Raw genomic sequence first — 20,699 nt, forward strand, 5'->3', positions numbered from 1 at the left:
AGCCTACGCTTCGACCACGCCGGCCAGCGCAGCCAGGGTGCGGGACAATCCGCCGACGATGCGCGCCATGCCGTTGTAGTCGTTGCGGTCCTGCGCCTGGCCGGGTGGCGTTTCGGCGTGGAAGTAGGGAAAGCGCAGGAAGCCGGCGTCGGTGATCACCAGCGCAGGCCCGTCTCGCGGCCCGCTCCCGTGTCCCGACAGGGTAAGCCCCATCACATGGGCCGGCGCCGCCAACCCGCCGCGGGCCAGCATCGGATCGCTGCGCAGGGCGGCCAGCGCCTGGCGCACCTGCGCCGACGATTCACGCGTTCCAATGAAAGCCATGAAGTTGCCGCCATCGCGGCGGCCGGCGATTGCGCGCCGCTCCGCGCTTGCGGAGGGTTCATCGTTCACGAAAAAGACGAAGCGGATCTCGGTGCCGTAGGCGGGACGCAGCGCTTTGGCCGCGCGCGCCAGTTCGAGCACGGCGGCGGCGCCCGCGCTGCCCGCAGCGGCGTCGCGGCCGAGGTGGGCCCCGACGATGAAAGTGCGGCTGGGGCGCTCGCCGGGCGCCAGCCTTGACACCGTCACCTCGATGCTGCGGCCTGGATGCGCCGTGTCGCCACCTTGCCGGACACGAGGGGAATAGCCATAACGTCGCAGGGAGGTTTCCACATGGCGCAGCGCGCCATGTCGTGTGTCATTCGAGGCGCCCGGTGAAGCCGAGGCCAGCGCCTGCGTGTGCGCGTGCAGGCGCGCCGCCAGCGGCGGCACGCTCGAACTCGTGTCCATGGTGAACATCGCCAGCACGATGGCCAGCAGGATCGCGAGGATGACTTTCCAGTGTGAGTTGAAAAAATTGCGCATGGCGTCACACTGCGCCGCGGGGCGCATTGGCAGCAGTCGGTGAACCCAGTGTATCCAAATCGCCGGCCGTCTGCGCCGCAGCGCCGGCAATTCCGCGTTACAACTTGGACAAGACTTGCTCGGCCAGGCTGCACGAGATCCTGGGAGAGTCGGGCGCGCCATAAAAAAACCGGGCCACGCGGGCCCGGTTCCGGATCACGACAGGTGATGTGCCTAGCGGGCCGCCACCGGCGTAGCGCCGTCCGCCGGCGTGGCAGGCTCAATCCACCCCCCACCCAGCACGCGGTACAACACCACCTGATTCTGCAACCTCAGCAGATTCGCCTGCACCGACAACTGCTGCGACTGGAACAGCGAACGCTGCGCATCGAGCAGGTCGAGCTGGCTGGCCGCGCCGCTGCGGTAACGCAGGTCGGACAGGTTGAAGCGGTCGGCTTCGGCCTCGGTCACCGCGGCTTGCGCGCGCAGCTGTTCGCTGTAGGTCGCCTGGCCGGCCAGGGCGTCCGCCACTTCGCGGAACGCGGTCTGGATCGACTGCTCGTACTGCGCCACCGCGATGTCGCGCTGTGCGCGGGCGCTGCCCAGCGTGGCGCTGTTGCGGCCGTAGTCGAAGATCGGCAGGAGCGCCTGCGGCGCGAAGGTCCAGCCCCAGGTGCCGCTGTCGAACAGGCCCGACAGCTCGGTGCTGGCGCTGCCGGCGCTGCCGGTCAGCGTGATGCGCGGGAAGAAGTTCGCGCGCGCCGCGCCGATGTTGGCGTTGGCCGCGATCAGCTGCTGCTCGGCCGAACGGATGTCCGGACGGTTGGCCAGCAGGTCGGACGGCAGGCCGGCCGGGATGTCCGGCAGCTCGGTCTTGGCCAGGGTGGCGCCGGCGCTCACGTCGGCCGGCAGCGGGCCGCCGACCAGCAGGGTCAGCAGGTTGATGTCCTGGGCCCGCAGGCGCTGCTGCTGGGCCAGGGTGGCGCGGGCCGTCTCGACCAGCGAGCGCGATTGCTGCAGTTCCAGGCGCGACGCCACGCCGTTCTCGAAGCGCAGCTGGAACAGCTTGTCCGATTCCAGGCGGGTGTTCAGCGTGTCTTGCGTGATGCGCAGCAGCTCTTCATCGGCCAGTAGTTGCAGCCAGGCGCTGGCCACCGACGAGATCAGGCTGATCTGCGTGGCCTTGCGCGCCTCTTCGGTCGCCAGGTATTGCGCCAGCGCCGCGTCGGACAGGTTGCGCACCCGGCCGAACAGGTCCAGCTCGAAGGCCGACACCTGCAGGCCGGCCTGATAGGTGCTCTCGATCGGCGCGTCTTCACCCACGGTGCGGCGGTTGCCGCTCACGCCCAGGCCCACCGACGGCAGGCGGTCGGCGCGGGTGATGCGGTATTGCGCACGCGCCTGCTCGATATTGGCGATCGCCACGCGCAGGTCGCGGTTGTTGACCAGCGCGGCGTCGATCAGCGAGCGCAGGCGCGCATCGGCGAAGAACGACTGCCAGGCGACCGTGCTCGGCGCCGCGGCCAGCACCGGGCTGGTCGACTCGCTGGCCGCCTTCGGGGTTTCCGGGAAGGCGGCGGCCACCGGGGCCGCCGGACGTTCATAGTCCGGGGCCAGCGAGATGCAGCCGGCCAGCGTCATCGCCAGCGCCAGCGGCGTCAAGAATTTGATGTGCTTGATCATGGTTAGCTTCCTTCTTCTACGTGCTTCTGATGTTGAGTCGCATACATCTTCTGCTGGCGGTCGCTGCCCTTGAAGAGCGTGCGGACCACCACGAAGAAGACCGGCACGAAGATCACGCCCAGCACGGTCGCGGTGATCATGCCGCCCATCACCCCGGTACCGATGGCGCGCTGCGATGCCGAACCGGCGCCGCCCGCGATCACCAGCGGCAGCACGCCGAGGATGAAGGCCAGCGAGGTCATGATGATCGGACGGAAGCGCAGATGGGCCGCTTCCAGCGCCGCCTCGTACGGCGTCTTGCCCTCGGCCTGCAGGTCCTTGGCGAATTCGACGATCAGGATCGCATTTTTCGCCGCCAGGCCGATGATGGTGATCAGGCCGACCTTGAAGTAGACATCGTTCGGCAGGCCGCGCATATTGGCCGCGATCAGCGAGCCGAGCACGCCCAGCGGCACCACCAGCATCACGGAAACCGGAATCGTCCAGCTTTCATACAGCGCGGCCAGGGCCAGGAACACCGCCAGCAGCGAGAAGGCGATCAGGATGCCCGCGGTCGAGCCGGACAGGATTTCCTCGCGCGACTGGCCGGTCCATTCGAAGGCGAAGCCGGCCGGCAACTGGCCCGCCAGGCGCTGCATTTCTTCCAGCGCATCGCCGCTCGAGTAACCCGGGGCCGGTTCGCCGGTGAGCTTCATCGCCGGATAGCCATTGTAGCGGTTGGTCTGCATCGGGCCGGTGGTCCACTCGGTGCTCGCGAACGACGACAGCGGCACCGGCTGGCCCTGGGTATTCAGTGCATTGATGCGCAGCAGGTCGTCCGGCTGCATGCGCTGCGGCGCATCGGCCTGCACGATCACGCGCTGCAGGCGGCCGGCGTTCGGGAAGTCGTTCACATACGACGAACCCAGCGAGGTCGACAGTGCGGTATTGATCGCGCCGAACGTCACGCCCAGGGCTTGCGCCTTGTCGCGGTCGATGTTCAGCTTGAGCTGCGGCGCGTCTTCCAGGCCTTCCGGACGCATGCCGGTCAGGACCTTGCTCTGCATGGCCATGCCCAGCAGCTGGTTACGTGCGGCCAGCAGGGCGTTGTGGCCATTGCCGCCACGGTCCTGCAGGCGGAACGAGAAGCCGGTGCCGGTACCCAGTTCGGGGATCGGCGGCGGGCTCACCACGAAGATGAAGGAGTCGCGCACCGCGCCCATGTGGCCGGTGATGCGGCCTGCGAACGATTGCGCGTCCTGGCCGTCTCCCTTGCGGTCGTCCCATGGCTTCATCGGGATGAACGCCAGGCCCATGTTCTGGCCCTGGCCCGAGAACGAGAAGCCGGTCACGGCCACGATGTTGGCGGTCTCGGGCTGCTTCATCACGAACTCTTCCAGCGAACGCAGCACGGCGCCGGTACGCTCGGCGGTGGCGCCTGGCGGCAGCTGGATGTTGGCGATCACATAGCCCTGGTCTTCGTTCGGCAGGAAGGCGTTCGGCATGCGGGTGAACATCAGGGCGACCACGGCGACCAGCACCGCGAACACGACCATCCAGCGGCCGGCGCGTTTCAGGATCGCACCGACGAAGCCTTCATATTTCTTGGCGCCGGCGGTGAAGTTGCGGTTGAACCAGCCGAAGAAGCCCTTCTTGTCCATGTGATGGCCGGCTTCGACGGGCTTGAGCAGGTGCGCGCACAGCGCCGGGGTCAGGGTCAGCGCCAGGAAGGCCGAGAAGCCGATCGAGGTCACCATCACCACCGAGAACTGGCGGTAGATGTTGCCGACCGCGCCGGCGAAGAAGGCCAGCGGCACGAACACCGCGATCAGCACCACGGTCACGCCGATGATGGCGCCCGAGATCTGGCCCATCGCCTTGCGCGTGGCTTCCAGCGGCGGCAAACCTTCCTCGCTCATGATGCGCTCGACGTTTTCCACCACCACGATGGCATCGTCGACCACGATACCGATCACCAGCACCATGCCGAACATGGTCAGCACGTTGATCGAGAAGCCCAGCGCCAGCAGGCAGGCGAACGAGCCCAGCAGGGCGATCGGCACCACGATGGTCGGGATCAGCGTATAGCGGATGTTCTGCAGGAACAGGTACATCACCAGGAACACCAGCACGATCGCTTCGACCAGGGTGTGCACCACTTGTTCGATCGAGATGTCGATGAAGGTGGTCGAGTCGTAAGGAATCGAGTACTTCATGCCTTTCGGGAAGTACTTCTGCAGCTCGGCCATGCGGGCCTTGATCAGCTCGGCAGTCTGGAGCGCATTGCCCGACGGCGCCAGCTGCACGCCGATACCGGCCGACGGCTTGCCGTTCAGGCGGGCGGTGGTGGCATAGGCCTGGCCGCCGATCTCGATGCGCGCCACGTCCTTCAGGCGCACGGTCGAGCCGTCCGGATTCGCGCGCAGCACGATGTTGCCGAACTGTTCGACGTTCGACAGCTGGCCGGTGACGATCACGGTGGCGCTGATCTGCTGGCCCTTGGCCACCGGCAGGTCGCCGATGGTGCCGGAAGCGACCTGGGCATTCTGCTGCGAGATCGCGGCGGTGACGTCGGCCGGCGACAGGTTCAGGCCGACCAGCTTGGTCGGGTCGATCCAGACGCGCATCGCCTTCTCGGTGCCGAACAGCTGGGCCTGGCCAACGCCGGTGATCCGCTGGATTTCCGGCAGCACGTTGCGCGAGGCATAGTCGCCCAGTTCGATATTGGTGATGTTCGGGTCATCCGACGACAGGATCGTAAACAGCAGGAAGTTCGAGCGCGCCTGGTCGACGCGCACGCCCTGCTGGGTCACGGCCGGCGGCAGGCGCGGGGTGGCGCGCGACAGCCGGTTCTGGACGTCGACTTGCGCCAGGTTCGGGTCGGTGCCGGTTTCGAACGAGATGGTGATCGAGCCGCTGCCGTTGGCCTGGCTGGTCGATTCCATGTAGATCATGCCTTGGGCGCCGTTCATCTCGCGTTCGATGATCGAGATGACGGAGTCTTCGAGGGTCTGCGCCGATGCGCCCGGGTAGGCGACGTTGATGACGATCGAGGGAGGCGCGACGGTCGGGTACTGCGCGATCGGCAGTTGCTTGATGGCGACGCCACCGAGCACCATGATGAATAGCGCGATCACCCATGCAAAAATTGGGCGGTCAATAAAAAAACGTGCCATTGGAAAGTCCTATCGTTGTTCTTAGCGGCTGCTGTCGGCTGGCGTGGTCGCGCCCGCGGCCGGAGAACCGGCGTTCGGGGTGCGCGCGCCCGGCGCCTCGGTGCCGGCGGCTGCCTTGGCGCCGGCGGCATTCGGCTGGGCCGCCGGTGCGCCCGCCTGGGCCGGAGCCTGCTGCGCGCCCGCCGGCGTCCATTGCACGGGCTTGACCGGGGTGCCTGGCGGCAGCATCTGCAGCTTCTGGAAGCCGTCGACCATCACTTTTTCGCCTTCCTTCAGGCCGCCGGTGACGACCCAGCTCTCGTCCTGCTGCGAGGCGATCTTGACCTGGCGTGGAACCGGCTTGTTGTCGGCGCCGATCACGGTGACGGTGTCGCCGTTCTGGCCGCCGCGGGTGACTGCCTGCTGGGGAATCAGGATGCCGTTCGGCAGCGTGGCCTGCGCAACGCGCACGCGCACGTACTGGCCCGGTAGCAGGGCGTTGTCCGGGTTCGGCACGGTGGCGCGCAGCGTGACCTGGCCGGTGCCCTGGTCGACCGTCACGTCCGAGAACAGCAGCTTGCCGCGCTGCGCCAGTTCGGTGCCGTCTTCCAGCAGCACGGTCACGGGCACGTTGTCGGCGCCGCCGCCCTGCTTCTTGAGGCGCTGCAGCTCGGTGGCCGACTGGGTGATGTTGAGGTACATGCTGTCGGTCTGCTGGATCAGCGCCAGCTCGGTCGACTGGGTCGCCGACACCAGGGCGCCTTCGGTCACCAGCGCGCGGCCGATGCGGCCGCTGATGGGAGCGTTCACATTCGTGTAACCGAGATTAATCTGCGCGACGCGCAATTGGGCCTTGGCTGCGGCGACTTCGGCCTCACCTTGCTTCTGGGCGGCGACGGCGTTGTCGAATTCCTGTTTACTGACGGCGTTGGCCTCGACCAGCGGCTTGTAGCGCTCGGCGATGGCGCGCGACGCCACCAGGTTGGCTTCGGCGCGCGCGACGTCGGCGCGCGCTGCGGCGAGCTGGGCCTGGTAAGGCGCCGGATCGATGGTGAACAGCGACTGGCCCTGCTTGACGATGCTGCCCTCGGTGAACGAGCGCTTGAGCACCACGCCGTCGACGCGGGCACGAACCTGGGCGGTGCGGATCGGTTCCACGCGCGCCGGCAGTTCGTTCTGCAGCGCGACGGTCTGGAAGGCGGCGGTGACGACGCCGACTGCGGGGGCCGGCATCTGCTGGCCGGCGGGAGCGCCGGCCTTGGCCGCTTCGTCTTTCTTGCCGCAGGCGGACAGCAGGACCACCGCAGCCATGGTGGCCGCTGCGACCCGGGTGAGGGACATCGATGAGGAGTTGGCAGAGCGCATTACGTGTGCATCCTTCTAGTTAGAAATACTTGTCGATGTCACACCCCGGTCAACAACATATGCATGGGATGCGAGATCAACACTGGCTTTTGCGAATAGTTTTATATACTATCACGACTGTATGTAAAATGTTTTAAGCACCTTTTAATTCGAGGGTTACTCAAAAGAAATGGTTCGCAGGACGAAGGAAGAAGCAGCGGCGACCCGCGACAGCATTCTTGATGCAGCAGAAATCTTGTTCGCTAAACAGGGTGTTTCACGAACGACATTACAGCATATCGCGACCGCGGCGGGAGTGACGCGCGGCGCGATTGATTGGCATTTTGTCGACAAGGGCGCACTGTTCAGCGCGATGATGGATCGCGCCACGATGCCGATGGACACGGCCATCCAGCAACTGGGCGAGCGCGAGGTGGCCGACCCGCTGCAGCGCCTGCGCGACGAGCTGATGGCGGTGCTGCACATCGTCGTCAACGACGAGAAGGCGCGCCGGGTGTTCGAGATCGCCACCCTCAAGACCGAGTTCACCGAAGACGTGGACTCGGCCCGCGTGCGCAAGCGCGAAGCGGTGGCCGAGTGGCGCGCGCGCATGGAAGCCAACCTGGCCGAGGCGCGCGCCAAGGGCCAGCTGCCGACCAGCGTGGATCCGCACAACGCCGCGACCTGCATGTGGGTCATCGTCGATGGCTTGCTGCGCAACTGGCTGTTCGACCTGGAATCGTTCGACCTGATGGTCCTTGGTGGGGAGGTGATCGATACCTTCCTGGCGGGATTGAAGGCGCGCTGACGGCGCATTTCCAATAAAAAACCCGGCCACGGCCGGGTTCTCGTCGATCACGCCGTGGCGTTTAACGCATGCCTTCGATCATCTGCTTGAGCTTGATCGAATCGGCGACGAAGGCGCGGATGCCTTCGGCCAGCTTCTCGGTGCCCATCGCGTCTTCGTTCAGCATGAAGCGGAAGGTCTTTTCGTCGATCGCGATCTTCTCGATGTCGGCGCCGTCGTCCTTGACCAGCTTGCGCTCGACCGGCGCGTCGCTGTCGGCCAGCTTTTGCAGCAGGTCGGGCGAGATGGTCAGGAGGTCGCAACCGGCCAGCTCCAGGATCTGCGACGTGTTGCGGAAGCTCGCGCCCATCACTTCGGTGTCGTAGCCGAACTTGCGATAGTACTGGTAGATGCGCTTGACCGACTGCACGCCCGGATCGTCGGCGCCTTGATAATCGGTGCCGGTCGACTTCTTGTACCAGTCGTAGATGCGGCCGACGAACGGCGAGATCAGCTTGACGCCGGCTTCGGCGCAGGCCACTGCCTGGCACAGCGAGAACAGCAGGGTCAGGTTGCAGTGGATGCCGTCTTTTTCCAGGATCTCGGCGGCGCGGATACCTTCCCAGGTCGAGGCGATCTTGATCAGTACGCGCTCGCGCGACACGCCGTTCTTTTCATACAGGGCGATCAGCTCGCGGCCCTTGGCGACCGTGGCTTCGGTGTCGAACGACAGCGCGGCATCGATCTCGGTCGAGACGCGGCCCGGCACATACTTGAGGATTTCGACGCCGAAGGCGATCAGGAGGCTGTCGACAATCGCTTCTACCGACGCGTCAGGGGCGTCCGCGATCGCTTTTTCCAGCAGCGGGCGGTATTCGGGCTTCTGCACGGCCTTCAGGATCAGCGACGGGTTGGTGGTCGCGTCCTGCGGGGCATAGGCCTTGATCGACTGGAAGTCGCCGGTGTCGGCGACCACGGTGGTGTACTGCTTGAGCTGTTCGAGTTGGTTCATGTGGGTCTCTGGATGGTGTGGCGCAATTAGAAATCGGTGGCGGCAATGAATGCCGCGAGCATGGCTTCCAGGCCAGCGCGGTCTTCTTCCGAAAAACGGTCCGGCTTCGGGCTGTCGATATCGAACACGCCAATCAGCCTGTCGTCCTTGATCACGGGAATGACGATTTCCGAGGCCGACGCCGAATCGCAGGCGATGTGGCCCGGGAAGGCATGCACGTCCGGCACCACGATGGTCTTGCGTTCGACAGCCGTCGTGCCGCAGACGCCGCGGCCGAACGGGATGCGGGCACAGGCGGGCTTGCCCTGGAACGGGCCGACCAGCAAGTCCTGGCCTTCGCCTTTTTTCGAGGCAACCGTGAAGTAGAAGCCGGCCCAGTTGAGGTCGGAGATCGTATCGTAGACCAGTGCCGAGAACTGGGATGCATTGGCGGTCAGGTCGCGCTCGCCCTCGAGGACGCTGGTCACTTGGCGCACCAGCAGGTCATAGTCGGGACGGTCGCTGCGTTCGGGATTGATGTGCATGTCGGGCGAAAATGCTGGTCGAAAACCGCTATTTTACAGCCACCGCAGCCTCAGGCGCTCCAGCGTCCGGCGGCGTCATCGAAATGACCAGCCGGAATCGCTGGCGCAGCCTCGGCTTGCCGTCGGGGAGCTTGCCAGGGTGATAATGCACGTCGATCTGCAGGCGCTCGCCGTTGACCCGCAGGCGCTGCACCGTCGCGTCGGCGCGCGCGTCGAGCGGCATCGCGACCCCGGTCTGGAACAGGTGCTTGCCGGTCGGGTCCAGCAGGTCGAGCAGCAGGCGCGCGCCGTCGCCCGACGCCACCAGGATGAAGTTGCCGGTGCAGGCAAAGCTGTCGACGTCGGACCAGGGCCGGAACGACCACCCGCCAGCGTCGAACCGCCTGGGCGACGCCGTCGTGTCGATGTCGTAGGAAGGCGGACAGCCATCGCCTCCCTGGATGGGAGGGTCGACGCGGCCGGCCCGCAGCGGCGCGTGCGTGACGGGTGCTGCGCCATACGGCGGCTCGTCGCGCCGGCTGCCGGCCGGGGCCGCAGTGCCCAGCACCCTGCGCACGAAGGCCGTGGCATCTTCGCCAACGCGGCCGCGTCCTGCTTCGCCTTGCCGGGCGCGCAGGAATTGCCGGCCGAGCAGTTCCTGACTGTCGCGGTCGCTGATGGACAGGCTGGTGATGCGATCCGGCCCTTCGTCGGACCGGTCCGCGTGTTCCTCGACCACGTAGCGCGCGCGCGCGTCGCCGCGGGGATGCACGACGAAGCTGCCCGGACCGGCGCGGCGATAGACCTGGTCGAGATGCAGCACGAACGGATAGTTGGCCAGCAATGCGTCGTCAAGGCCGAACAGCGGCTGGAACGGGCCCGCGCCGGGCTGGTCGAAGCCGATGTGGCGCAATTCGATCCCCTCGACGCCGCTCACGCTGCGCTTCACGATGGGAGCGGGCAGCCGCAGCTCGGACTTGGCCATGCACATCGTCAGGGCGGCGGCTGCAACAAGAGCCGATAGAAGAAGCTTGTAGAACGTCGGCATTGGCTGGTCAGGACCGATCAGCCAGAGAGAAATCGAAGACCATGGGTAAATCGGCGAGCGTCAGGAAGCGCCCATTCTAGACCAAATGCGCGCGCGGCCGTCAGCGCGGATTCAGCCGATGAACGAATCGAACTGCATGTCGAACTCCTGCAGCGCTTTTTGCGCGTTCTGCATCTTCTTGCGGAATTCCGGCCCGCGGCGCAGCGCCAGGCCCACGGCCAGCACGTCGATCACCACCAGGTAGGCCAGCCGCGCCGAGATCGGCGTGTACGGGTCGGTGGCGAACACCAGGTCGATCGGGATCAGCAGGGTGGCCATCTCGGCCAGCGGCGTGCCGGACGGCGCCAGCACGATCACGTCGGCGCCGCCGGCCTTGGCCAGCTTGGCCGAACGGGTCAGCGCCGGGTTGTTGCCGCGCTGCGAGATCGCCACCACCGCATCGCCTTCGCGCAGCAGGGCCGCCGCGATCGAGTGGATGGCCGGGTCGGTGTAGGCCACCGTCGGCACGCCCGAGCGGAAGAACTTGTGCTGTGCGTCGGCCGCCACGAAGCCGGACGTGCCCTGGCCGTAGAACTCGATCTTGTTGGCGCGCGCCAGGATCTCGAGCGCCTGCTGGACCAGTTCCGGCTTGAGGTTGTTGCGCAGGTCGAGCAGGGTGTTGATCGAGCGGCTGCAGATCTTGTTGATCAGGTCCGACGCCAGGTCGTCCTGGTGCGGCGCCTCGCTGGCGCCGGGCAGCGCCAGCGCCAGGCCTTGCGCCAGCTTGAGCTTGAACTCGTGCCAGCCGTCGTAGCCGAGCGTGCGGCAAAAGCGCACCACGGTCGGTTCCGACACGCCGGCGCTGCGCGCCAGGGCGGTGATGTTCTGGCTCACGGTTGCGGAAGGCGCGGCCAGTACCGCGAGCGCGACCTTGCGCTCCGATTTGGAGAGCGTGTCGAGTTGGGTGCGGATCGAGTCGAGCAGCATGGCAGGTTTCGGGCGTCAGTCTTCCGGCAGCGATTCTTCGCGCCATTGCAGGCCGTCGCGGCCGATCAGGGCGCTGGCGGCGGCCGGGCCCCAGGTGCCCGAGGTGTATGGCGCCGGCGCGCTGTCGTCCTGTTCCCAGTGCTCGAGGATCGGCTCGACCCATTCCCACGCCGCTTCCAGCTCGTCACCGCGCATGAACAGGGTCAGCTGGCCGCGCAGCACGTCGAGCAGCAAGCGTTCATAGGCCTCCATGCGTGGCGCCTTGAACTGCTCGCGGAAGTCGAGTTCGAGCTCGGCCTGTTTCAGGCGCATCGAGTCGCCCGGGGTCTTGGCCATCAGGTTCATCGACAGGCCTTCGTCCGGCTGCAGGCGGATCACCAGGCTGTTGGGCTGGAAGCTCGACGTCGGCTGGTTGAAGATCGAGTGCGGGATCGGCTTGAAGCGGACCACGATCTCGGCCAGACGGTCGGCCATGCGCTTGCCGGTGCGCAGGTAGAACGGCACGCCGGCCCAGCGCCAGGTGTCGATCTCGGCCTTCATGGCCACGAAGGTCTCGGTGCGCGAGCTCTTGGGCGCGTCGGGCTCATCGCGGTAGCCGGGCACCTGCTGGCCGTCGATGTAGCCGGCGCGGTACTGGCCGCGGATGATGTTCTGCGACAGCGTGGTCGGGGTAAAGCGTTTTAACGACCGCAATACCTGCAGCTTGGCGTCGCGCACGGCGTCCGGCGCGATCGAGGTCGGCGGTTCCATCGCCACGATGCACAGCAGTTGCAGCAGGTGGTTCTGCAGCATGTCGCGCAGCGCGCCGGAATTGTCGTAGTAGCCCAGGCGGTTGCCGACCCCGATCTTTTCGGCGATCGTGATCTGCACGTCCGAGATCCATTCGCGCCGCCACAGCGGCTCGAACAGGATGTTCCCGAAGCGCAGCGCCAGCAGGTTCTGCACGGTCTCCTTGCCCAGGTAGTGATCGATGCGGTAGATCTGCGATTCGGCGAACACCTTGCCGACGTCGAGGTTGATCTGCTTGGCCGAGGCCAGGTCGCGGCCCAGCGGTTTCTCCAGCACCACGCGCGAGTTCGGCGTCGCCAGGCCGGTGGCGGCCAGGTTGTCGCAGATCTTGGCGAACAGCTGCGGCGGCGTGGCCAGGTAGTAGACGCGGGTGAGCGAGGGGTCGTCGCGCAGCGCCTCGACCAGCGCCTGGTAGGTCGAGACGTCGGTCGCGTTCAGCGCCACGTAGGTGATGCGCTGCAGGAAGCGCGTCCAGCTCGGCTCGTGGACCGTGTCCTTGATGTGCGGCTTCGAGTTGTTCTCGACCATGCGCAGGAATTCCTCCTGCGTGGCATCGTCACGGCCGACGCAGATGATGCGGCTGCTCTCCGGCAGGTCGCTGCAGACGTCGCGCGCGTACATCGCGGGCAGCAGCTTGCGCATCGCCAGGTCGCCGCTGCCGCCAAAGAAAACGAGGTCGAAATCAGAAATAGCCATAAGGAATAGGTCTGCGCTAGTAACAGGACAATCGGATCGTAATGTAAATTTACTACATAATTTATTATCGATCAAGTAAATCTACTACACGTGCATCCTGGGGCCAGTGTGCCATAACCCGTCATCCCTGGGGCGCAGAGCTTGCGGGTTCCGACCGTCCGCCGGCGCGGCGGCAGCGTTTTCACGGTGGTCGATGCCGCTGTGGCTCAGCGGCGCAGGCGCGCGATCACGTCCTCGATCCGGTACGGTTTCGGGATGTACGCGTAGCGCCGGCGGTATGGACCGGCCAGTTCGGGTGCCGTGTAGCCCGATGTGAGAAGGATATGGATGTGCGGATAACGCAGGTAGGTGGCGTCTGCCAGTTCCAGCCCGTTCATTCCGGGCATCATTACGTCGGAAAACAGGGCATCGATGTCGGGATCGCCTGCCAGCATCTCCAGCGCTTCGACGCCACCGTGGGCGACGCACACGTCCATGCCGTAGTAGCCCAGCAGGACACGCGCCAGTTCGACCAGGTCGGGCTCGTCGTCGACGACGAGCACCTTGCGTGGCAGCCCGTTGCCCGGGTCGGCGGCGGCCCTTACCACGCGGCTCTTTCGCCGGTGCGGTCACGCTCGATTCCGGGAGAGGTGAAACCGGCGGGAAGACGCGGCATGGTGACCGAGAAGGTCGTCCCCGCCTGCGCGCTGGAGGTCACCTCGATGCGGCCGGAATGGGCCTGGACGATCTCGCGGGAAATGAACAAACCAATGCCGAGACTGGTGTGTTCATCGGCGCCGGAAGCCGCGGCAATGCGCACCAGGGGATCGAAGATGTGCGCCAGTTTGTCGGCGTCGATCGGCGCGCCATGGTTGTTGACGGAGATGACGACATGATCGGCGTCGCGTTGCAGCCTGATTGTGATCGGCTTGTCTGCATTGCCATACTGAATGGCGTTGCCCGCCAGGTTGGACAGCATCTGCCCGATCCGCGCACCGTCGAAGATCGCCTCGATGCGGTCCGGTGCAAGGAAATCAATCTGCATTTCTGGCTGCGAGGTGCGCAATTCGTTGGCGACTTCCTCGCACACCTTGACCAGGTCGCCCTGCCGCACGTGAATCGGAATTCCCGGACCCAGGTGCGTCCGCGTGAAGTCGATCAGGTCACTGATCAACTTGCTCATGCGATTGGCGCTGTTGTACATGCGGGTCGCCGCCAGGATGTACCTTGGCGGAATATCGACTGCGGCCATGACGAATTGTGAACCGGTGACGACCGTACTCAGCGGGTTCCTCAGGTCGTGTCCGAGGATGGCCAGGAACATATTTTGCGATCGTTTCACCATGGACTCGTAACGTGCGACGGACTCCGCGAGCGCCTGGTCGATCGCCTCGTTGAACCGGGTGATATCGCCCACGTCTGTTGCATATTCCCTCCGCTCGTCGCCGATCCAGAGGCTAAGGACACTCGACCTGAGCGCGCGGTACTCGGAAACCAGTTGTACGACGGTGTAACCCGACAGCAAGCGCGCCTCGGCATGCGTTTCGGCGGCCGTATCCGGACGTTCGCGCTTGCCCAGGCCCTGCGATTTGGCAGTCCGTTCTTCGTCCGTCTGCGTCGTGGCCAGGTTGTCGGCGATTACGTGCAGCATTTGACTGGCATGGTCGCGGAGCTCGACGTCATCCATGGTCAAGGCGGGCGGCTCGATGGTCCGTGCAAAGTCTTCCCACGTTTGCAGAATTTGTTCCATATTACTGCGAATAAATTCGCTCAACCGATGATTTGTCATTTTGGGCCCTGGTTGTCGTTTTTCGCGAAAACCGCGAGCATCGGTCAAGTCATCATAACAGTCTTCGGAAAATTAATCGGATATTCGGAGGGATTTCAGTGGAAAAAAATTCCGGAGTGTGAATTTTCTTTATTTATATATTTAAGTATATGTTTTTAAAAGAAAATATAATTATCGATACTCATCGATCAAGTTCCTCATTCATGCCGGCAAAGCATATGGCCGTCGTGATTGCTGACCTTGATGTGTAGCATATCGTTAAGGTTTCGAAGAAAAATCCAGGAATTCTATATTTCCAAACAAGGTTGCCTGTGAATTTATTTCGGCACGGCGGGGAATCGGTGGTGCGAAAGCGACGAAAAGTGTGTCAGGTGTAAGGTCTGAATGACATCGTGAGGGATTCCGCCTATAGTTTCCATAGATAAATACTCACCATCACGACAATGGCGACGGAGGAGACATGAAGATCTGGATGAAAACGCTGTTGCGCAGGGTGCGGGCCATGGTGCCGGCCGCCGGGCATGGCGTAACGGGGAGCGTGCGCACGCTGGTGGTCTCGGCGCGCGACGGCAGCATCCGCACGGCGATCAATGCCGCGCGCCTGCGCAAGGAAGTCGACCAGGCGCAGGCCCAGGCGGCGCGCCAGCACGGGGCGGCCGATGCGCTGGCGGCCAGCGCGCGTGAAGTGGCCGAGCTGTCGGCCGACGTCAATGCCGGCACGGTGCGCATCGCCGACACCGCCCAGCGCAATCTGGCGGCGGCGCGCGAATCGATGGAAGAACTGGCGAGCCTCGAGCGGCGCATGCGCCACATCGAGGAACAGGTGCAGGGGTTCTCCGACACCGTGACCTTGCTGGTTGGCCACCTGCGCGAGATCGGCGAGTTCGGCACCGTGATCGAGAACGTGGCCAACCAGACCAATCTGCTGGCGATCAATGCCGCGATCGAGGCGGCGCGCGCCGGCCCGGCCGGGCGCGGCTTCGCGGTGGTCGCCTCCGAAGTGCGGCGCCTGTCGCAGGTGGTCAATGCCGAGGCGGTCAAGATCGCGACCGCCAGCGGCGCGATGCGCGAGCTGGTGAGCGCGACCTCCGGCGCCACCGCCGGCATCCTCGACGGCGTGAACGTGTCGGCGCGCGAGGCCGGCAGCGCGGCCAGTCACCTGACGGCTTTCGTCGCCGATTTCGAGCGCATGACCGCCACCGTCGAGCAGATGGCGGCGGCGATGCAGTCGCTCGACGGCGTCAACCAGCAGATCAATGCGAAGGTGGAAGAGGTGGCGCAGAACGCCTCCAGCGCCGAAGCCACGATGCAGGATGCTTCGCGCCGGGTGGACGAGGTGCGGGTGGCCACCGAAGAGTTGCAGGGCGTGCTGGCGGGCTTCCGTACCGGCGGCACGGCCTTCGATGCGCTGGTGGACGCCACCACCGCGCTGCGCGACCAGGTGAGCGCCTGCCTCGAGGCGCACGCGGCCAGCGGCGTGAACATCTTCGACCAGCAGTATTGCATGATCCCGCAGTCCGATCCGCCGCGTTTCACGACCTCGTACGACCGCGCGGTGGAGCGCGACCTGCAGCAGCTGTTCGACCGCGTGCTGACCGACCTGCCGGGCGCGGCGTACGCGCTGGCGGTCGACAACCGGGGCTACGCGCCGACCCACAACACCAGGTTCTCGCGGCCGTCCACCGGGCTGCGCGAGCATGACCTCGTGTATTGCCGCAATAAACGGATCTTCGACGATCCGGTGGGGATCCGGCTTGCCAGGAACCGCGAGCCTTTCCTGCTGCAGACCTATCTGCGCGATACGGGGGAAGTGATCAATGACCTGTCGATGCCGATCGTATTCCAGGGCAAGCACTGGGGCGCCGTGCGGATCGGTTATGACTCGGCGCGGATGATGGGCGCACCGGGCGCACCGGACGCCGACGTCAGCAGAACCCGTGCCGGCCGAGCGCGTCCTTGATGTCGTTCCTGAACTCCGTGTAGTCCAGGGATTTTTGCACGTATTCGACCGCTCCCAGGGTTGCGGCGCGATCGCGGTCGGCCACGAGTCCTGAATTGGAGACAACGATCACCGGCGTGTCCGACAAGCCGGATTGCAGGCGCATCTGCGCCAGGACTTCGAAGCCGTCGACCCTGGGCATCTTGAGGTCGAGGATCACCACGTCGAAGCGTTGCGACCCGAGTTGCGTCAGGCCCTCGAAGCCATCGAAAGCGGCAATGATCTCATGCTCGATGCTGCAGTCGTGCAGCGCCTGCCTGGTCAATGCGACGTCCAGCACTTGATCATCAATGAGGAGAACTTTTTTTCTCATGCCTGAATTGTAGCAATTTTATTAATCCGCACGCGCGTTTCGCGCTGCGTCACCCCTGCTCATCATGCGACAATACGGCCGCGTGCCAAGGCACGACGTCTTCAACACCTGCTAACGAAAAGGCAATCCGATGTCCACACCCGATCCGCGCCGGGGCTCTGCGCTCCTGCTGCTCCCGATTCTCCTTGTCGTCGCGCTCCTGGCGCTGGCGTTCGCCTGGGCCGGAGGCTGGTTTGGAGGTCGGGGCGTGACCCCCCAGGCCATGGCCGACACGGCCGAAGCATCCGGTTCCCCGCAGCCGGGTTTCCGCCGCGCCCACAGCAAGGGCATCTGCGTCGCCGGGGCTTTTGTCCCGGCGCCGGCCGCGGCCAAGCTGTCGACGGCGCGCGTTTTCTCGCAGCCATCGACGCCGGTGCTGGGCCGTTTTTCCAATCCAGGCAACGATCCGCACGCGCACGACAGCAAGGCAGCCGTGCGCGGCATGGCGCTGCAGCTCAAGACGGATGACGGGCAGGAGTGGCGCATGGCGATGAACAGCTTCCCGTTCTTCGCATCGTCCACGCCGGAAGGCTTCCAGGCGCTGAACGTCGCGCGCCTGCCCGACCCGGCCACCGGCAAGCCGGACCCGGAAAAGATGAAGGCGGTGCTGGCGAAACATCCCGAGATCGCCAAATTCATGGAATGGTCGAAGAGCGCGCCGACCCCGGACAGCCTGGCCAACACGCGCTTCAATGGCGTCAACGCCTTCCGCCTGGTCGACGCCGAGGGCAGGGAGCGCGCCGTGCGCTGGTCGATGCGGCCGCATGCACCGTTCGTGGCAAGCGACCCGGAGCGGCTCAAGAGCGCCAGCCGCGATTTCCTGGGCGAGGATCTCGACCGGCGCCTGGCGGCGGGCCCCCTGCAATGGGATCTGGTGATGCAGTTCGCGGCGCCGGGCGACCCGATCGAGGACCCCTCGCAAGCCTGGCCCGATACCCGGCCCGAGACCACGGTCGGCACCCTGACCCTGGTGCGCGCCGAAGCGCAGGCCGGTGGACCGTGTTTCGACCTGAACTTCGATCCGCTGATCCTGCCGACGGGGATCGTGGCGACGAATGATCCGGTCCTGCATGCGCGTTCGGCGGTCTATTCGGTCTCGTTCAACCGCCGCGAACGTGAAATCAGCAGCGGCCAGGCCCACGCCGACAACGGGAGCGCGCAATGAATCGTCCACCTCACTTCAACCTGCTGGCCCGCGTGCTGCACTGGTCAATGGCCGCCGCGATCCTCGCCATGCTGTTCATCGGCGCCGCCATGGTGGTGTCGCTGCGTTACCGCGAGGCGCTGCTCGACCTGCATCGTCCGCTCGGGCTGGCGATCCTGCTGCTGGCGATCGTGCGCCTGGTCAACCGGCTGCGTCATCCGCCACCGCCGTTGCCGCCGGACCTGCCGCGCCTCCAGGCATGGGCGGCCAAGGCCTCGCACTGGCTGCTGTATGCGCTGATGTTCGCGATGCCGATCGTCGGCTGGGCCATGCTGTCGGCCGGCGCCTATCCGGTCGAGTTGTTCGCTGGTGTCAACCTGCCACCGATCCTGCCGCATAGTCCGGTCATGTACGGCTTCCTGCGTCCGTTGCACGGTGTGCTGGCCTATATGTTGTTCTTCACCATACTCGCCCATCTTGGCGCGGCGCTGTTCCATGCGTGGGTGAGGCGCGACGGGGTGTTCAGCCAGATGGCAAGGGGGAAGTAAGCTTCCGGTATCAGCGCCGGTGCGCGCCGAAGAACGCCAGCATCATGCGGCTCGCATCCGGCCTGGCCCTGGCATTGAACCTGAGCGCCGGATCGCCGCCGCTCCATGCATGCCGCAGGCCGGCAATGCGCACCACGCGCACCATGACCTTGCGGCGCACCGTGAAATCGTGGATCTCGTGCGCATTGCTGGCGCCGCCGCGTCCTGCCGGTTTCACGGTGACGCGGCTGGCCGTGGCGAGAGGAATGCCATTCAGGCGCAGCCACTGGCGCGCCAGCTGCTGCTGGTTGACGTGATTGACCACCGGGTCGTCTTCGCCGTGGATCAGCAGCGCCGGCATCGGTGGCAGCGACCTGCCCGGTGTCCCGGGCGACCCCAGGGCGTGGCGATCGAGCAGGGTGTGGATGGCTGCATCGGCCTGCGCCCCGGCGCCGCGATGCATCACGTGCAAGGCGCCGAGCTGCGTGTGACACGCGCCGAACATGGGCCCGGAATGCATGCCGATGGCCGCGATCAGTTCGGGATGGTTCAGGGCCAGCACGGCGGCCATGCCGGCGCCGGCCGACAGGCCGCACGCATAGATGCGGTGGCGGTCGATGCGGTGCTGTGCGCACACGTGGTCGATGAGCGCCGCCAGCGCGCCGGTCTCGCCGCGGCCTTCCTGGGCGGCTCGGTTGAACCAGCGCCAGCAGCGCTGCGCCTGCGCGCTCACCGGTTGTTGTGGATACAGCACTGCGTAACCCTTGGCCTGCGCCAGCCGGTTCATGCGCGTGCCTTGCGCGAATTCAGACGCGGTTTGATGGCAGCCGTGCAGCATGACGACCAGCGGCCAGCCGGCTTGGGCGGCGTGCTCGGGAGTTCGTCGCGGAAGATACAGCCAGTACGGGAGTAGGTGATGCCCCTCGAACCATCGTCCCGACGCAGCTGGCAGGCGCGCTTGTGCCTGGGGCGCCGTTTTCTGCCGCGCCGGCCTGGGTGGCCTGGCATTGGCCCGCGCGCTCGGCGTCGCGCCATAGATATCGAAGAGCTTGGCAACCAGCTTGCGTTGCGATCCGGCGGCGCGCGTCAGGTCGCGCAGCAAGCGGGTAGTCGGGGTAGATTTTGCCACTGCCGCCTCCGCGGTTATGTTGCAGTGCAATATAACCGCGGAGGCGGACTTCTTCGGTGCGCTGGCTCACGCCACCCGCAACTAGGCGCGGTATTCCGGCTCTTCGCGTCCCGCCACGTCCATCTTGAGGCACAGCACCTTGCCGCTGAGCGGATACTGTTCCAGTTCTTCCTTCGACCTGCCATGGCTGGCGCTGGTGATGTACAGGGTGCGCAGATCCGGCCCGCCGAAGGCGACCGAGGTCGGGCACTTCACCGGTAGCTTGATCTCGCGCACGATCTCGCCATTTGGCGCGATGCGCAGGATGCGCGCACCTTCGAACATCGCCACCCAGTACATGCCCTCGGAATCCATCGTGGCGCCGTCAGGACGGCCGCCGTAGTCCGCGGCCGACTTGTCGCTCGGGAAGGTCACGATGGTGCGGCGGTTGCTCTGCTCACCAAGGGCCGGGTCGAAGTCGTAGCAGTCGATGCGGTGCGTGGTGGTGTCGGCGTGGTACATCGTGCGGCCGTCCAGGCTCCAGGCCAGGCCGTTCGAGTTGGTCATGCCGCCGCTCCAGGCGCGCCGCAATCGATCCTTGTCCAGCACGTACATCTCGGCGGCCGGCTGGTCGCGCGGCTCGTACATGGTGCCGATCCAGAACCGGCCCTGTGGATCGACCCGGCCGTCGTTGAAGCGCACCCTGGAGGGATCGTAGGGCGCGTCGGCGATCGGCTGTTCCGAACCGTCGGTGGTGTTCAGGCGCAGCAGGCCGTGGCGGGTGGCCACGACCAGGAAGTTGTTGTCGTCGATCGCCAGCGCCGAGGGGTTCGACCCCATCTTCCACGAGGTGAACTTGCCGCTCGCCGCGTGCAGGCGGTTGACGGTCAAGCCTTCGATGTCGACCCAGTAGAGCGCCGATTCGACTTCGTGCCAGATCGCGGACTCGCCGACCAGCATCGGCGCATCGTGTACTACTTCAAATTTTTCCGTTGCCATAGTGTGATGATGAAG

Annotated in this window: 18 protein-coding genes; 4 read left to right on the forward strand and 14 right to left on the reverse strand. The window is 65.5% G+C overall.

The genetic code is table 11. The features are described 5' to 3' along the window. Positions 1-3 precede the first annotated feature (3 nt). The 4 genes from DIR46_RS19595 to DIR46_RS19610 form a co-directional block, all read right to left on the reverse strand. Positions 4-846 (reverse strand): zinc-binding metallopeptidase family protein, encoded by an 843-nt coding sequence (locus DIR46_RS19595; RefSeq protein ID WP_109346738.1) that lies wholly within the window; start codon positions 844-846, stop codon positions 4-6. Positions 847-1,059: 213 nt separating this feature from the next. Beyond that, positions 1,060-2,508, reverse strand: a complete 1,449-nt coding sequence (locus tag DIR46_RS19600; RefSeq protein ID WP_109346739.1) for an efflux transporter outer membrane subunit — start codon at positions 2,506-2,508, stop codon at positions 1,060-1,062. A gap of 2 nt (positions 2,509-2,510) precedes the next feature. Next, on the reverse strand, positions 2,511-5,663 hold the full coding sequence (locus tag DIR46_RS19605) for an efflux RND transporter permease subunit (protein WP_109346740.1): 3,153 nt from the start codon (positions 5,661-5,663) through the stop codon (positions 2,511-2,513). 21 nt (positions 5,664-5,684) lie between these two features. After that, positions 5,685-7,007, reverse strand: a complete 1,323-nt coding sequence (locus tag DIR46_RS19610; RefSeq protein ID WP_109346741.1) for an efflux RND transporter periplasmic adaptor subunit — start codon at positions 7,005-7,007, stop codon at positions 5,685-5,687. Between the two features lie 235 nt (positions 7,008-7,242). Between DIR46_RS19610 and DIR46_RS19615 the strand changes: the two genes are divergently transcribed. Beyond that, positions 7,243-7,794: a TetR family transcriptional regulator gene (locus DIR46_RS19615; RefSeq protein ID WP_229446319.1), complete on the forward strand. Its 552-nt coding sequence runs from the start codon at positions 7,243-7,245 to the stop codon at positions 7,792-7,794. 61 nt (positions 7,795-7,855) lie between these two features. Here DIR46_RS19615 and tal read toward each other — a convergent pair whose 3' ends face one another. From tal to DIR46_RS19650, 7 genes are all read right to left on the reverse strand, one after another. Then, complete coding sequence (gene tal, locus DIR46_RS19620) at positions 7,856-8,785, reverse strand: transaldolase (protein ID WP_109346743.1); 930 nt, start codon at positions 8,783-8,785, stop codon at positions 7,856-7,858. A gap of 26 nt (positions 8,786-8,811) precedes the next feature. Next, positions 8,812-9,309 carry a free L-methionine (R)-S-oxide reductase MsrC gene (gene msrC / locus DIR46_RS19625; RefSeq protein WP_109346744.1) on the reverse strand — a complete coding sequence of 166 codons (498 nt, stop codon included), beginning with the start codon at positions 9,307-9,309 and terminating at the stop codon, positions 8,812-8,814. A gap of 28 nt (positions 9,310-9,337) precedes the next feature. Beyond that, a complete protein-coding gene (locus tag DIR46_RS19630) occupies positions 9,338-10,336 on the reverse strand; it encodes a hypothetical protein (RefSeq protein ID WP_162819576.1) in 999 nt (332 codons plus the stop codon). A 111-nt stretch (positions 10,337-10,447) separates the two neighbouring features. Beyond that, positions 10,448-11,302, reverse strand: coding sequence for an SIS domain-containing protein (locus tag DIR46_RS19635; protein WP_109346746.1), 855 nt, complete (start codon positions 11,300-11,302; stop codon positions 10,448-10,450). A 15-nt stretch (positions 11,303-11,317) separates the two neighbouring features. Next, positions 11,318-12,787 (reverse strand): glucose-6-phosphate dehydrogenase, encoded by a 1,470-nt coding sequence (gene zwf / locus DIR46_RS19640; protein WP_109346747.1) that lies wholly within the window; start codon positions 12,785-12,787, stop codon positions 11,318-11,320. 206 nt (positions 12,788-12,993) lie between these two features. Then, on the reverse strand, positions 12,994-13,374 hold the full coding sequence (locus tag DIR46_RS19645) for a response regulator (protein WP_109346748.1): 381 nt from the start codon (positions 13,372-13,374) through the stop codon (positions 12,994-12,996). Then, complete coding sequence (locus tag DIR46_RS19650) at positions 13,368-14,516, reverse strand: sensor histidine kinase (protein WP_229446320.1); 1,149 nt, start codon at positions 14,514-14,516, stop codon at positions 13,368-13,370. The genes DIR46_RS19645 and DIR46_RS19650 overlap by 7 nt, the downstream gene beginning before the upstream one ends. 511 nt (positions 14,517-15,027) lie before the next feature. Between DIR46_RS19650 and DIR46_RS19655 the strand changes: the two genes are divergently transcribed. Next, positions 15,028-16,515, forward strand: coding sequence for a methyl-accepting chemotaxis protein (locus DIR46_RS19655; RefSeq protein WP_109348080.1), 1,488 nt, complete (start codon positions 15,028-15,030; stop codon positions 16,513-16,515). Here DIR46_RS19655 and DIR46_RS19660 read toward each other — a convergent pair. Then, positions 16,481-16,867, reverse strand: coding sequence for a response regulator (locus tag DIR46_RS19660; RefSeq protein ID WP_109346750.1), 387 nt, complete (start codon positions 16,865-16,867; stop codon positions 16,481-16,483). The genes DIR46_RS19655 and DIR46_RS19660 overlap by 35 nt on opposite strands. Positions 16,868-16,997: 130 nt before the next feature. Between DIR46_RS19660 and DIR46_RS19665 the strand changes: the two genes are divergently transcribed. Together DIR46_RS19665 and DIR46_RS19670 are read left to right on the forward strand one after the other, a co-directional pair. Beyond that, positions 16,998-18,071, forward strand: a complete 1,074-nt coding sequence (locus DIR46_RS19665; protein WP_109346751.1) for a catalase family peroxidase — start codon at positions 16,998-17,000, stop codon at positions 18,069-18,071. After that, entirely contained in the window at positions 18,068-18,598 is a 531-nt protein-coding gene (locus DIR46_RS19670) for a cytochrome b (RefSeq protein ID WP_109346752.1), read from the forward strand. The genes DIR46_RS19665 and DIR46_RS19670 overlap by 4 nt, the downstream gene beginning before the upstream one ends. Before the next feature lie 10 nt (positions 18,599-18,608). Here the strand turns inward: DIR46_RS19670 and DIR46_RS19675 are convergent, their stop codons facing one another. Together DIR46_RS19675 and DIR46_RS19680 are read right to left on the reverse strand one after the other, a co-directional pair. Continuing rightward, positions 18,609-19,706 (reverse strand): extracellular catalytic domain type 1 short-chain-length polyhydroxyalkanoate depolymerase, encoded by a 1,098-nt coding sequence (locus tag DIR46_RS19675; protein ID WP_109346753.1) that lies wholly within the window; start codon positions 19,704-19,706, stop codon positions 18,609-18,611. Between the two features lie 81 nt (positions 19,707-19,787). Next, positions 19,788-20,684 (reverse strand): SMP-30/gluconolactonase/LRE family protein, encoded by an 897-nt coding sequence (locus tag DIR46_RS19680; protein ID WP_229446321.1) that lies wholly within the window; start codon positions 20,682-20,684, stop codon positions 19,788-19,790. Positions 20,685-20,699 lie beyond the last annotated feature (15 nt).

The sequence above is a fragment of the Massilia oculi genome (genome assembly GCF_003143515.1).
In the GTDB taxonomy this organism is placed as follows: Bacteria; Pseudomonadota; Gammaproteobacteria; order Burkholderiales; family Burkholderiaceae_D; genus Telluria; species Telluria oculi.